Raw genomic sequence first — 13,715 nt, 5'->3', positions numbered from 1 at the left:
GGCGGGTTCCGGTGCGTTGCCCTGAAGGCAACGGCAAGGGCGCTTTTTGATGCTTTAATTGTGCGCCGGGAGGCTGTCTATGCCGCCTCGTCAGGGATCGCCGCCAAGGCGGGGCGATCCGGTCGCGCATCCGTGCGGCGCCGGGCCGGTCGGCCGGTGCCGCACGGATGCGCGACCGGGAGCGGCGCGCCGCCGGTCTGGCGCGCCGCTTGCTCGCCCACCGCCCACCGCCGGCCCGCAATCCGGTTCGTGAGGGAAACAACGATGCTCACCACCCAGCAGAGGCTGTTCCGCCGGTTCTGGTACGCCATCATGCCGGTCCACGAGCTGGAGGGCGGTCCGAAGCCGTTCCGGCTGATGGGCGAGGACATCGTGCTGTTCCTCGACGGGCAGGGCGAGCCGCGCGCGCTGCGCGACCGCTGCTGCCACCGCACCGCGAAGCTGTCCAAGGGCTGGTGCCAGGGCGGGAACCTCGTCTGCGGCTACCATGGCTGGGAGTACGACGGCACGGGGAAGCTGGTGCGCATCCCGCAATACGACGAGAGCACGCCGCTGCCCGACCTCGGCGTGGACAGCTACTGGTGCATGGCCCGCTACGGCTACGTGTGGGTCGCGCTCGAGGAGCCGATCGAGGACCTGTTCGACATCCCCGAGGACCGCGACCCGGGCTTCCGCCGCATCTTCCAGTTCTACGAGACCTGGAAGACCGCGCCGCTGCGCATGATGGAGAACTCCTTCGACAACGCGCACTTCTCCTTCGTGCACAAGAACACCTTCGGCGACGCGACGCAGCCCAAGCCGAAGCGCTACGAGATCGTCGAGACCGACTACGGCTTCTACGCCGCCTCCTCGGTCGAGATCCTCAACCCGCCCGAGGCGCACGAGGTGACGGGCGACACCAACCCGACCACGGTGCGCAAGATGGAGAACCACTGGTATCTTCCCTTCTGCCGGCGGATGGACATGGAGTACCCGAGCGGCATCCGCCATATCATCATCAATTGCGCGACGCCGATCGACGACGGGACCATCCAGCTCGTCCAGCTCCTCTACCGCAACGACACCGAGGCGGACTGCTCCACCGCCAAGCTGATCGAGTGGGACCTCAAGATCACCATCGAGGACAAGGAGATCCTGGAGAGCACCGACTACGACGCGACGATCGACATCGGCCGCAAGATCGAGAGCCACATGGTCTCCGACCGGCCGGGCATGATCATGCGCAACCGGCTGCTCGACCTGCTGCGGCAGAACGGCGAGGACGAGATCCGTCGCCCCGAGCCGCCGGCGCCGCCGCCCACCCGCCCCGGCGAGATGCTGCGCGGCCCCGGCGCGCCCGGCACCATGCCCGTCGTCGTGGACCGCGTGGTGCGCGAGGCGGAGCGCGTGGTGGCGCTCGACCTCGTGGCGCCGGACGGCGGCGAGCTGCCGCCCTTCGCGCCCGGCGCCCATATCGACGTCCACGTCGCGACCGGCATCGTGCGCCAGTACTCGCTCTGCGGCGACCCGGAGGACCGCCGGCGCTACCGCATCGCCGTGCTGCTGGAGGCCGCCTCGCGCGGCGGCTCGGCCACCATCCACGACGCGTTCAAGGAAGGCCGCCGCGTGCGCATCACCGCGCCGCGCTCCAACTTCGCGCTGGAGATGGCAGCCCCCTTCACCCTGCTGGTGGCGGGCGGCATCGGCGTCACGCCGGTGATCCCGATGGCGCTCGCCCTGCACCGCGCGGGCGGCGAGTTCGCGCTGCACTACAGCGCCCACGGCCGCGCCACCGCGCCCTTCCTGGAGACGCTGGAGAGCGGGCCGCTCGCCGCCAACCTGCACGTCCACCTCGCCAGCGGCGAGAACCCGCACCGCTTCGACGCGCTGGCGACGCTGGCCGCGGCACCGCCCGGCACGCATGTCTATGTCTGCGGCCCGTCGCGGCTGCAGGACGCGGTGGCGGACGCCGCCGCGCGCCTCGGCTGGGACCCGGCACGCGTGCACCGCGAGCGTTTCACCGCCGACGTGGACCGCAAGGGCGAGCCCTTCACGGTGGTCGCGGCGCGCAGCGGCGTCACCGCCGAGGTGCCCTCCGAGCGCAGCATCGCCCAGGTGCTGGCCGAGCGCGGCGTGGAGATCCCGATCTCCTGCGAGCAGGGCGTCTGCGGCACCTGCGTCACCCGCGTGGTGAGCGGCGAGGTGGACCACCGCGACCTGTTCCTGAACGAGGCGGAGAAGGTGACGAATTCCCGCATCACCGTCTGCTGCTCGCGCGGCCGGGCGGGGCAGACGCTGGTGCTCGACGCCTGATCCGGGCGGGCGCCGCGGGCCGTGCGGGCCGCCGTCAGCCCGGCGGCTTGCGGGCCGCCAGGAACACCTCGACCGGCTCCGCCCCCGGCGGCAGGCCGCGCAGCGCATGGGCCAGCCGCGCGCCGAGCCAGGCCAGGCCCAGGCTCGCATGCCAGCGCCAGAGCGGCCGGAAATGCCGCTCCCGCGCCTTGACCGGCGAGAGCCGCGCCATCCAGAGCGCGAGGCCGTAGGCCGGCGAGGGCGGCAGTGCCCGGTTCTCGACCACCTCCAGCCCGAAGCGTTCGCACAGCACCGCGAAGGCCGGCGCGCTCCACCAGCTCAGATGGTGCGGCGGCGCGTTCAGCACGAAATTCGGCAGCCGCGTCACCGGCGAGGGCCAGCCCGGCGCCGCCAGCAGCAGCAGCCCGCCCGGGCGCAGGCAGCGCAGCATGTCCGCCACCAGCGCCGCCGGCCCGGCCACGTGCTCGATCACCTGGAAGGCGCAGACCACGTCGTACACGGCGCCCAGCCGCGCCGCGTGCGCGGCCGGCGTCTCGGCCAGGATGCGCGGGTTGCCGGCGAAGCGCGCCGCGTGCGCGTCCAGCCCGTGCCAGTCGGCGCCCGGCACGTGCGCCGCGAAATTGCCGAGGCCGCAGCCCACGTCGAGCACCCGGTCGCCCGGCCGCACCTGCCGCGCCCCGGCGCGGTAGTCCTCGCGCGTCGCCGCCTCCCGGTCGAGCTGCGCGGCGAAGCCGCGGCTGCCGTAGAAGGCGCCGTAGAAGGCGCCGTCGCCCGGCCGCATCGGGTGGAAGAAGGCGAGGCCGCAGGGGGATTCCCACAGCCCGTAGCGCCCCTCGGCCAGCGACGGCCCGGCCTCCACCCCGAAGCTCGCGCGCCACAGCCCGCGCAGCAGCTTCGCCGAGACGGTCTGGATGCGCCGCACCGCCGGCCGACCGGTGACGGGGCAGGGCGGCGGCGCCTCCGGCCGGTCCATGGCCACCGTCTCGGCCGCTGCGGCCGCTGCGGCCGTTCCGGCCATCGCCGCCGCACCGGCGGCGTCCGACGTGTCGCCCGGCGCCCCGCTCAACGCGGCGTCGCCAGCATGGGCAGGCCGCCGGCCGGGCGCAGCGTCAGGCGCAGGCGCGGCATCGGCACATGCCCCGGCGCCACGGCGAAGTCGAAGCGGCGCAGCAGCACGGCCAGCAGCACCGTCATCTCCGCCATGCCGAAGGCGGCGCCGGCGCAGACGCGCGGGCCCAGGCCGAACGGGATGTAGGCGAAGCGCCGGTGGCGTTTCGCCGCCTCGGGCAGGAAGCGTTCCGGCAGGAAGTGGTGCGGGCGCTCCCACAGTGCCTCGTGCCGGTGCAGCAGCCAGGGGATCGCCATCACCGTGTCGCCCGGCGCGATCTCCCAGCGCCGGATGCGGTCCGCCCGCGCCGCCTGGCGCGAGAGGATCGCCACCGGCGGATACAGGCGCATCGCCTCCTGCATCGCGGCCCGGGTGAGGACCAGCGCCGTCAGCGCCTCGGCCCCCGGCGCGCCCTCGCCCAGCACCGCCGCCATCTCCTCGCGGCATCCCCGCAGCGCCGCCGGGTCGCGCGCGAGCAGCAGCAGCGTCCAGCCCAGCGCGTTGGCCGCCGTCTCGCTGCCGGCCAGCAGCAGCATGCCGATCTCGTTGACCAGCACCGCCGCCTCGCCGGCCGCGCCGAGCGCCGCCGCGCCGGCCGTATAAGGCGCCTTCGCGCTGGCCGTATAAGGCGCCGCCGCGCCGGCCGTATCAGACGCCTTCGCGCCGGCCAGCGACTCCCGGATCGTCGCCAGCAGCCCGCCGTCGCCGGGCCGTGCCGCCGCCACCAGCCGCTCGATCAGCGCCCGGATGCGCGTGGCCGCGCCCCGCGCCCGCCGCCCCTGGCCGCCCGAGAGCCAGCCCGGCAGCCCGGCGAGATAGGCGAGGTCCAGGCTCTCCACCGCGTCCTGGTAGTCGGTGAAGGCGGCCGCCAGCTCCGCCGTCGCTTCCTCGGGCACGCCCGGCCCGAACACCGCCAGCATCACCACCCGCGCCGTGGCCCGCGCCAGCGCCGCCGCCATGTCCACCGGCACCGCGCCGCCTGTGCGCGCGAGCGAGTCGGCCAGCTCCGCCGCCGCTTGCACGAACAGCCCGTGGAAATCGCCCAGCCGCGAGGGATGGAACAGCGGCGCGATGGCCGCCCGCCGCGCCGCCCAGGCCGGGCCGTGGTTGATGAACAGGCTGTCGCCGATCACCGGCGCCAGCGCCCGTTCCATGAAGCGGCTCTTGCGGCCGTAGACGTCGTGCCGCAGCACGAAGACCTCGCGCACCGTCTCCGGCTCGTTCACCACCAGCAGGCGGCGGCGCAGCGCGCGGAAGGTCATCACCTCGTGCCGGTAGGCGGCGCGCGGGAAGAGCGGCAGCAGGTCCCGCCGCGCCTGCCAGACGGCCCGCAGCGCCGAGGGCGGGCGGTCGGGCACTTCCGGCATCGGGGCGGGGGATATCGAGGCTGGCGCTTCGGGCTCGGCGAGCATGCGGCGGAAGGCGGCCCCGGCAGTGGCGTGTGCGAAGGCGGCACCCTACACTGCCGCCCGGCATGGCACGAGGGCGGGGGCCTTTGGCGGAAGCGGGTGGCGCAAGGCTGAGCGGGCCGCGCCTTTGTCAAATCCATTCCGCCCGGAGGGATGCATGGGGCAGGCTCCGCCTTCCCCGGACCCCATCCGCCAGGAGGGCGAGGCCCTCCTGGACCTCTGCTCGTTTTGGCACGCGGTGTTGCAGCAGCCCGGCCGTCTCTCCCGGAAAGGGGGATCCAAGGGGGCTTCGCCCCTTGGCGGGGATCCAAGGGGCGGCGCCCCTTGGTGGGGGTCGCAGGGGGCGAAGCCCCCCGCCCCGCGCGTGACGCAGGCCCTCCTCGCCGCCTGGCTGCTCGTCTCCCTGCTCGCGACGCTCGGCACCGCCCTCTACCTCTGGCGCGTCCGCCGCCCGCTCGCCCCGGCGCCCGCCGCCGGCCGGGTGGCGCTGATCGTCCCGGTGCGCGGCGCCGGCCCCGGCCTCGACGCCTTCCTGCGCGGCGCGCTGGCGCAGCGCGGCGTGCCCTACCGCCTGATCCTCGCCGTCGAATCCGAATCCGACCCCGCCGCCGCCGCGATCGACGCCGCCACCCGCGCGGCGCCCGTGCCGGTGCGCCGCGTCACCGCCGGACCGGCCGCGGGTCGTGGCCAGAAGGTCCACAACCTGCTCGCCGCGCTGCCGGTGCTGGAGCCCGCCGACGCCTTCGTCGTCTTCGCCGACGCCGACACCGCGCCGCCGCCGGACTGGCTGGCGCAGCTCCTGCGCCCCGTGCTGCTCGGCCGGGCGGAGGCGGCGAGCGGCTACTTCTGGACCCTGCCGGCGGACGACGCCCTGCCGTCGCGCCTCGCCGGGCTGATCGGCGCCTCGGTGGCGACGCTGGCGCGCTTCCACCGCTGGAACCTGTGCTGGGGCGGCTCGACCGCCCTCGCGCGCCCGGCGCTGGAGCGGATGGACCTGCCGCGCGCCTGGGCCGGCACCGTCTCGGACGACCTGATGCTCACCCGCGCCGCCCGCGCCGCCGGCTGCCGCATCCACGCGCCGCTCTTCGTGCTGCTGCCGGGGCCGGCCCGGTTCGGCTGGCGCGGGCTGCTCGCCTATGGCCGCCGGCAGTACCTGATCCTGCGGGTCCACGCGCCGCGCCACTGGTGGCTGGCCATGGCCGCGCTGGTGCCGCCCGTGCTCGGCGCGGCGGCGGCGCTGCCGGGGGCGCTGGCGGGCGAGTCGCTGCCGCTGGCGGCGCTCGGCGCGGGGCTGGCGCTGCAGCAGGGGCGGGCCTCGCTGCGGCTCGCCATCGCCCGGCGCGTGCTGCCCGGGGAGGCCGCCGCCCTGGCCGTGCGGTCGCTGCGGCGGGACCGCTGGCTGCTGCCGCTCGCGGTGCCGCTGCATGCGGGGCTGGCGATCGCGGGCGGGTGCGGCCGCACCCTGCGCTGGGCCGGCTTCCGCTACCGCCTGCGCGCGCCGGACCTCACCGAGGTGCTGGAGCGGCCGGCGCCCTGGCGCTGAAGGCGGGCGCGGGCGAGCCGGGCCTCTCCCGCGCCATCGCGCGGCGCCGGCCGGGCCGCGCCGGGGGACGTTCTGCCCACCAATCGACCGCAACCCGAGGGTGGGGCATCCTGGCGCGATGCTCGCGCGCGTCACCATTCTCGTCCTGGCCTTCCCGTGGGTCCTTCTCGTCGCCGCCTGCGGCGAGACGCCGGCCGGCGACCTGCTGCGCGAGGCCTTCGCGCTCCCCTCGTTCGGGGGCGCGGACCGGACCACGATCCGGGCCGACGACGCCGCGGCCGCGGCGGAGGGCCCGGCGCTGCGCCTCGGCTACGGCAGCCGCGACGCCGTCGCCACCCTGCTGGAGCAGAACGGCGAGCAGCGCCTGTGGCGCACGCTGGACGGGGTGGTGGTGGCCACCGCCGGCCCGCGCGTGGTGGCGACGGCGGGCCTGTCCGACATCCTGGCCGGCACGCGGCTCGACGGCCCCGACCCGCTGGAGGCGCCGCTGGAGCTGGTGGGGCGGGAGACGGCGCTGCGCCGGCAGGTGGACCTGATGGGTGCCGACCGCGAGCCGTCCTCGATGCGCTTCGGCCTGACGGTGGAATGCCGCCTCGCCGCCGCCCGGGTGGAGGAGGACGGGGAGCGGGCCGTGCTGGTGGAGGAGCGCTGCCGTTCGGCCAGCCTCGGCCGCTTCACCAACCGCTACTGGGCGGATCCCGTCACCGGCGCCGTGTTCCGCTCCGAGCAGTGGGTCGGCGCCCGGGCGGGCCCGCTGCGCATCGACGTGCTCAACGCGCCCGCCAGCTGAGCCCGGCGCGCCGCATCCGGGCCAGCACCAGCGCCAGCCAGCCGAGCTGCACCAGCAGCGCCGGCAGCACCACCAGCGGCTTGGCCGAAGGGGCGAGCAGCGGGAAGAGCAGCGCCAGCCCGCCGTTGGACAGCGCGAACAGCCAGTGCGCCCCGGCCACGGCGGCGGTCGGCATGCCCGAACGCTGCGCCATCTGGTAGAGGTGCGTGCGGTGCGGCTGCGAGACGCGCTCGCCCATCAGCGCGCGGCGGACCAGGGTGAAGCCCGCGTCGAACAGCAGCCCGAACAGCAGCAGCGGCACGATCAGGAAGCTCACCTGGTTCATGTCGAAGCGCGCGGCGGCGACGGCCAGCACGGCGAGGACGAAGCCCAGGAACTGGCTGCCCACGTCGCCCATGAAGATGCGCGCGGGCGGCAGGTTGAAGGGCAGGAAGCCGGCCAGCCCCGCCGCCAGCAGCAGCGAGGCGGCGTAGACGTACCAGCCCCCCTGCGTGGCGGCGACGATGCTGAGGATGCCGCAGGCCACCAGCAGCGTGCCGCCGACGAGGCCGTCCAGCCCGTCCATGAAGTTCACGGCATTGGTGCAGGCGACGATCCAGAACAGGGTCAGCAGCGGCCCGAGCAGCCCGAGCTCCACCACGCCCACCCAGGGCAGCGCCACGCGGCGCAGGTAGAGGCCGCTCGCGACCGCCACCAGCGCCGCCGCGCACTGCGTGGCGAGCTTGACGGTGAAGCGGACGTTCTTGGCGTCGTCCACCAGCGCCACGCCGGCCATGGCGAAGGCGGCCAGGATCACGCCGACGAATTGCGGGTCGGCGAGGCGGGCGTTCTCGGCCAGCCCGTACTGCACCAGCGTGCCGGCCAGGAAGGCCGCCACCACGCCGACGCCGCCGCCGCGCGGCGTCGGCCGCGCATGCGCCGAGCGCGCGTTCGGGTGGTCCAGGATGGGAAAGCGGATCATCAGCCGCACCACGCCGGCCGAGAGCAGCGCCATGCAGAAGGCGAAGGCGAGGTGCGAGGTGAGGGCGGCCGCGGTCATGGCCGGCGGCCTATGCCCCGGCACGGCGGGGGCGGCAAGCCGTGCCGGGCACATGGCTGGGCACATGGCGGGGGCCTCGCCGCCCGGCCCCGCCGCCTGCGGCGCGGGGCGGCGGCGCGCCGCCCTCGGGGTGCCCGGCCGGGCCGGCGGAAACCGGTTGCCCGGGGCCGGTCCGCGGCGGCACGCTCGGACATCGCGGCGAGGCCGCCGATCCGCCGCGGCGGACCGCCACCCGCCGCCGGTCCGGTCCCGGCGGGAGGAGGCGGCGCTTCCGCGACGCCGGGGCAGGGGAGAAGGACAATGCGGGAGGGACGACCCCAGGAGACGGGCGGCGGCCCCGCGCGCGCCGCCATGCCGGGCCTCTCCCCGGCGGCGCTGCCCGAGGACGCGGCGTCGGCGACGCTCGCCGGGCGGGTCTGGCTGCCCGCGGCGGGCGGTCCGGCCGTGGTGGCGCTGCGCGGCGGGACGCTGATCGACGTCTCCGCCGCCTTTCCCACGATGCGCGACCTGTGCGAGGCGCCGGACCCCGCCGCCGCGCTGCGGCGGGCCGAGGGGCCGGCCGTCGGGACGGCGGGCGCGGTGCTCGCCAACACGCCGCCCGACGCGCGCGACCCGGCCCTGCCCTGGCTGCTGGCGCCGGTCGACCTGCAGGCGATCAAGGCCGCCGGCGTGACCTTCGTCGCCTCCATGCTGGAGCGGGTGATCGAGGAGCGGGCCAAGGGGGCGCTGGAGGCGGCGCTGGCCATACGCGGGCAGATCGCCGAGGCGATCGGCGGCAGCCTGCGGGCGCTGCGGCCGGGCTCGCCGGAGGCGGCGCGGGTGAAGGAGCTGCTGGTCGCGCAGGGGCTGTGGAGCCAGTACCTCGAGGTCGGCATCGGGCCGGACGCCGAGATCTTCACCAAGGCGCAGCCCATGGCGGCGGTGGGCACCGGCGCCGACATCGGCGTGCGGCCCGATTCCGGCTGGAACAACCCGGAGCCGGAGGTGGTGCTCGCCCTTTCCGCCGCCGGTCGCGCGGTGGGGGCGATGCTCGGCAACGACGTCAACCTGCGCGACTTCGAGGGGCGCTCGGCGCTGCTGCTGAGCAAGGCCAAGGACAACAACGCGAGCTGCGCGCTCGGCCCCTTCCTGCGCCTGTTCGACGCGGAATTCGGCATGGACGACGTGCGCCGCGCCGAGGTGACGCTGCGGGTGGAGGGCGAGGACGGCTTCGTGCTGGACGGGCATTCCTCGCTCGCCGAGATCAGCCGCGACCCGGCCGACCTGGTGGCGCAGGCGGTGAACCCGCACCACCAGTACCCGGACGGGGCGGTGCTGTTCCTCGGCACCATGTTCGCCCCGACGCAGGACCGCTACGGGCCGGGCCAGGGCTTCACCCACGCGGTGGGCGACCTCGTGACCATCGCCAGCCCGAGGCTCGGGCGGCTGGTGAACCGGGTGCGGCACACGCAGGACTGCCCGCCCTGGGTACACGGGACGGGTTGGCTGATGCGCAACCTGGCGGCGCGCGGCCTGCTCGGCGCGGGCGGGCCCCGGCCGCCGGGCTGAACGCCGTGATGGGGCGGGCCTCGTCGGGAGGCTCGCCGGGGCCCGGTCACGGCGCGAGCCCCATCCGCGCGCCCTGCCCGCCGCGCCGGGCGTGGGTGGCATGCCCGGGGGCGGGTTGCCGGGCGGCGAGGGCGGGCGTATCGGCCGCCCGATGTCGGGACATGCGATGCCGGGTACGGATGCGACCGGGAATGCGGCGGGCGGCGCGGCCCCGCGCGGGGCGACCGGGCCCGGGGACGGCCGCTTCGTGCTGCCGCTGCTCGCCCTGACGCTCGGCCACGTCCTGTCCAACGCCGTGCGCACCATGCCGGCGATCGCGGCCGACGTGCTGGCGCGCGACCTCGGCGTGACGCAGCAGGGGCTGGCAGCGATCGTCGGCGTGTTCCCGCTGGCCTTCGCCCTGGCCTCGCTGCCGGCCGGGGTGGCGCTGGACCGCTACGGCGTGCGCCGCGTCGGCCTCGGGCTGGTGGCGATCATCACGCTGGGCGCGGCGCTGGCGGCGCTGGCGACGGGGCCGTGGAGCATGCTGCTGGCGCAGGTGGTGCTGGGCACCGGCTGCTCGGGCGTGCTGGTGACGCCGATGACGCTGGCCGCGCGCACCGTGGCGCCGCGCCAGCTCGGCCTCTGGTCGGGCATCGTGCTGGCGGTGGGCAATTGCGGGATGCTGCTCTCCGCGAGCCCGATGGCCTGGCTGGTGGAGGCCGCCGGCTGGCGCGCCGGCTACTGGGCGGGCGTGGGGCTCGGTCTGGCGGCGCTGGCCCTGATCGCGCTGCTGGTGCCGCGCCTGCCGCCGAAGGCGCCCGGGGCCACGCAGGCGCCGTCGCGCGGCATGGCGCGGGAGGTGCGCGAGACGCTGCAGCTCATGGTCTCGCCCTCCCTGCGCGGCCTCGCGGCGCTGGCCTTCGGCTCCTACGCGCTCCAGATCGGCCTGCGCGGCCTCTGGGGCGGGCCGTGGCTGATGGAGGTGAAGGGGCTGACGCGGCTGGAGGCCGGCAACGTCCTGCTCGCCACCACCGTCGCCCTGGTGTGCGGGCCGCTGCTGACGGGCGTGCTGGACCGGCGCCTGGGGCGGCGCCGCTACACCGCGGCGGGCGGCCACGCGCTGGCGGCGCTGCTGGCGGTGCTGATGGTGTGCGGCGGGCCGGGCGGGCCGCTGTCGCGCCTGGCCGGTGTCGAGATGCTGCCGGCCTGGTGGGATTCCACGATGCTGGTGCTGTTCGGCCTGTCGCTCGGCGTCACCTCGCTGCTGTTCGCGCTGGCGCGCGCGGCGGTGCCGGTGGCGCTCACCGGGCGGGCCCTGTCGGCGATCAACATCGTCAACTTCCTGGGCACGGCGGTGCTGCAGCCGCTCTCGGGCCCGGTGGCGGCGGCGAGCGGCGTCGGCGCGGCGATCCTGTTCCTGGCGGCCGCCACGCTGATCGGCGTCGCGCTGTTCCTGCTGCTGCCGGCGGTGCCCACCGGGACGCGGCTGTGACGCCGGCCGGCGCGGGCCGGGCGTTTCCGGCAGGGCGCCCGCGCCCCGACGCGATCCGGCGGCAGCGCGGGCCGGTGCCGTCCCGCCGCGGGCGTCAGAGTGTGTGAAGAAATCGAACCTGCGACAGAAGGCCCGTCGGAAAGACGCGTCCTTTTCGGCCGGTTTCAACGCTGACGGGCATTCTTTCGCGAACTCTCAGCCGAGCGTCAGCACGATCTCGGCGCAGATCAGCACCGGGTTGCCGCCGCGCAGCGGCCGCCCGGCATGGATGCCGCCGGCCTCGTCCACCAGCACGATCTCGATGGCCGCGCGCGGCGCGCCCCGCCCGTCGGGCGCGACCCGGCCGTGGCGGACGAGGAATTCGGTCGGGACCGTCTCCACGCGCCGGCCATCCTCGAACGCGGCCCCGACGAGGCTGCCGATGCCGCTGCGCACCGTGGCCCGCGCCGCGCCGTGCCGGCGGCACAGCGCCTCGATTCCCTCCACCAGGTCCACGCCGGGGCGCAGCCGCCCGAGGACGCCGTCGCCCTCCGTCGCGGCGTCGCCGTCCGGCACGGGGTGGAACAGGGTGAAATTCGTCTCCGGATCGGGCAGGGCGCGCATCCCGGCCTCCGCGACGCCCCAGGCCGACACCGTGCCGGGCGCGGCCAGGCCGGTGTCGAGCGGCAGGATGTGGCCGGCCCCGGCGCGGCCGGCGGCGTCGCGCCAGAGGGCATGGGCGTGGAGGAACGGCGCGCCGTCGCGGCTGCCGAAGGTCGCGGTGCCCTGCTCGACCGTCACCCCGTCCGCCACCCGGAAGGTCTCGCTGTAGTAGGCGGCGTGATGCGCATCGGGGGAGGGGGCGGGCATGACGTAGGCGAAGGGCCGCAGGCGGAGGCCGGCGAGGTCCACCGCGCCGCCGCGTATCCCGGCCGCCGCGAGCGGGCCCGCCATGGCGCCGACCAGCGTCGGTCCGGGGGCGGCGAGGAAGCGTGCGGTGCGCAGGCGGCCGGCCGCGCTCTCCACCCGCACCCGCGCGGCCGGGCCGGGCTGGCGCACGGGTTGCCGCGGCGGGTGCCCCGAGGGTCGCCGCCCCGCCGCTTCCTGTTCCATGGGGCGTTCCCTCGGCGGCCGGCCGGCGCGTGGGCGGGCGGGATCGCCGCCGTGGCGGGCGGTGCGGAGCGTCCCGTTTCCTCCCGCCATGCCGCGTTCCTTCCGCCATGGCGCCCCACCCGGCGGGAGGATGGGCGTCCGCCCCGGGGCAGGCAAGCCGTGCCGGCGGCGTGCCCGTGGGGCCGCGCCGCGGAAGCCGCGCCCCTTGCTCAACGCCCCCTTGCTCAACGTCCCCTTGCTCAACGTCGGCGCCGCGCGGCGCTCGGCGCCGTGCCGTTCCAGGTCCTGAAGGCGCGCCAGAACACGGTCGCGTCGGAATAGCCCAGGGCGCGGGCGATCTGCGCCATCGTCTCGCCGCCCGCCTGCAGCCGCGCCCCGGCGAGGTGCTGCCGGTGCGCGCGCAGCAGGTCGCGCAGCGTGGTCCCCTCCGCCGCCAGCCCGCGCTGCAGCGTGCGCGCCGAGAGGCCGAGCCCGGCCGCGACGGCGGCGACGCCCAGCGCCCCGCCCGTCTCCCCGCCTGCCTCCCCTCGGGCGATCCGCAGCGCGATGAGCCGCCGCACCTGGTCCGACAGGCGGTCGGGCGGCCGATCCGGCACCGGCGCCTCCCGCGCCAGCAGATCCTGCGCGTGCCGCTCGAGCACCGGCAGCACGTCGACATCCCGCGCCCGCCGCGGCAGGTCCAGCTCCCCGGGGGCGATCAGGAGCTGCGTCACCGGCTGGCGGAACAGGACGGGGGCCTGGAAGGCCTGCCGCAGGGCGGGCCGGCGCGGGTCGCCGTGATGGTCGAAGTGCACCTCGATCGGTGCCCAGCCGGAGCCGAGCCGGCTGCGCACCAGGCCGCACATCGCCGCCAGGGTCAGCTCGCTGTCCTGCGCGCGGGGCCAGATGGACGGGTCCTCCATGCGGTAGGCGAAGGCGGCCCGGCCGGGCCGCTCGTCGAGCGCGATCGCGGTCCCGCCCTGGAGCGTGCCGAGGTAGCGGCCGAGCTGGGCGAAGCCCAGCCGCAGGGTCGGGGCGAGCGAGAAGAGCAGCCCCGCCGGGCCGAGATCGGCCGGCCGCAGCAGGGCGCCGATGCGCAGGCCGAGCGCCGGGTTGCCCAGATGCGCCGCGGCTTCCTCCAGCAGGGCGACGTAGCGGCGCAGCGGGACGGTGGCATAGGGGTCCTGCAGGTCGGCGCGCCGCAGGCGCTGCCGGGTGAGCAGCGCCTCCGTCTCCCCGCCCAGCCCGTCCACCACCCGCAGCACCGGCAGCAGGATGGAGGCCCTGATCGTCGGCTCCGGCCTCTGCCTCCTGCCCGACACGCCGGCATCCATGGCGCCTGCCCCCGCCCGATGCGCCAGGAATAAGCGGCGTGGCGCGGAATATCGAGTCTTTGGCGCCTTCCGCCGATGCGTGCCGGCGGCCTTCCGCCGGAAACTGC

General features: G+C 76.2%; 10 protein-coding genes. 5 read left to right on the top strand and 5 right to left on the bottom strand.

Going from position 1 to position 13,715, the window contains the following annotated elements; all coding sequences use genetic code 11:
* Positions 1-264 precede the first annotated feature (264 nt).
* Positions 265-2,292 carry a Rieske 2Fe-2S domain-containing protein gene (locus tag M0638_RS13000; RefSeq protein ID WP_248667425.1) on the top strand — a complete coding sequence of 676 codons (2,028 nt, stop codon included), beginning with the start codon at positions 265-267 and terminating at the stop codon, positions 2,290-2,292.
* A gap of 34 nt (positions 2,293-2,326) precedes the next feature.
* On the opposite strand, the gene M0638_RS12995 is transcribed toward M0638_RS13000, so the two are convergent.
* Positions 2,327-3,265, bottom strand: a complete 939-nt coding sequence (locus M0638_RS12995) for a class I SAM-dependent methyltransferase (protein ID WP_248667424.1) — start codon at positions 3,263-3,265, stop codon at positions 2,327-2,329.
* Between the two features lie 89 nt (positions 3,266-3,354).
* Complete coding sequence (locus M0638_RS12990; protein WP_248667423.1) at positions 3,355-4,767, bottom strand: cytochrome P450; 1,413 nt, start codon at positions 4,765-4,767, stop codon at positions 3,355-3,357.
* 406 nt (positions 4,768-5,173) lie between these two features.
* Between M0638_RS12990 and M0638_RS12985 the strand changes: the two genes are divergently transcribed.
* Both M0638_RS12985 and M0638_RS12980 read left to right on the top strand, forming a co-directional pair.
* A complete protein-coding gene (locus tag M0638_RS12985) occupies positions 5,174-6,352 on the top strand; it encodes a glycosyltransferase family 2 protein (protein WP_248667422.1) in 1,179 nt (392 codons plus the stop codon).
* A gap of 118 nt (positions 6,353-6,470) precedes the next feature.
* Positions 6,471-7,142: a YjbF family lipoprotein gene (locus M0638_RS12980; RefSeq protein ID WP_248667421.1), complete on the top strand. Its 672-nt coding sequence runs from the start codon at positions 6,471-6,473 to the stop codon at positions 7,140-7,142.
* Here M0638_RS12980 and M0638_RS12975 read toward each other — a convergent pair.
* Positions 7,123-8,181, bottom strand: coding sequence for a glycosyltransferase family 4 protein (locus tag M0638_RS12975; RefSeq protein WP_248667420.1), 1,059 nt, complete (start codon positions 8,179-8,181; stop codon positions 7,123-7,125). The genes M0638_RS12980 and M0638_RS12975 overlap by 20 nt on opposite strands.
* Before the next feature lie 300 nt (positions 8,182-8,481).
* On the opposite strand from M0638_RS12975, the gene M0638_RS12970 reads away from it, so the two are divergent.
* Together M0638_RS12970 and M0638_RS12965 are read left to right on the top strand one after the other, a co-directional pair.
* Positions 8,482-9,729, top strand: coding sequence for a fumarylacetoacetate hydrolase family protein (locus M0638_RS12970; protein WP_456316035.1), 1,248 nt, complete (start codon positions 8,482-8,484; stop codon positions 9,727-9,729).
* 166 nt (positions 9,730-9,895) lie between these two features.
* Entirely contained in the window at positions 9,896-11,203 is a 1,308-nt protein-coding gene (locus M0638_RS12965; RefSeq protein ID WP_248667419.1) for an MFS transporter, read from the top strand.
* A gap of 195 nt (positions 11,204-11,398) precedes the next feature.
* Here the strand turns inward: M0638_RS12965 and M0638_RS12960 are convergent, their stop codons facing one another.
* Positions 11,399-12,295, bottom strand: a complete 897-nt coding sequence (locus tag M0638_RS12960) for a PCC domain-containing protein (RefSeq protein ID WP_248667418.1) — start codon at positions 12,293-12,295, stop codon at positions 11,399-11,401.
* A gap of 239 nt (positions 12,296-12,534) precedes the next feature.
* Positions 12,535-13,596, bottom strand: a complete 1,062-nt coding sequence (locus tag M0638_RS12955) for an AraC family transcriptional regulator ligand-binding domain-containing protein (RefSeq protein WP_248667417.1) — start codon at positions 13,594-13,596, stop codon at positions 12,535-12,537.
* Between the last annotated feature and the right edge of the window lie 119 nt (positions 13,597-13,715).

This window comes from Roseomonas acroporae, assembly GCF_023223525.1.
Lineage (GTDB): Bacteria > Pseudomonadota > Alphaproteobacteria > Acetobacterales > Acetobacteraceae > Roseomonas_E > Roseomonas_E acroporae.
This window is presented reverse-complemented; position numbering and strand designations above follow the sequence as displayed.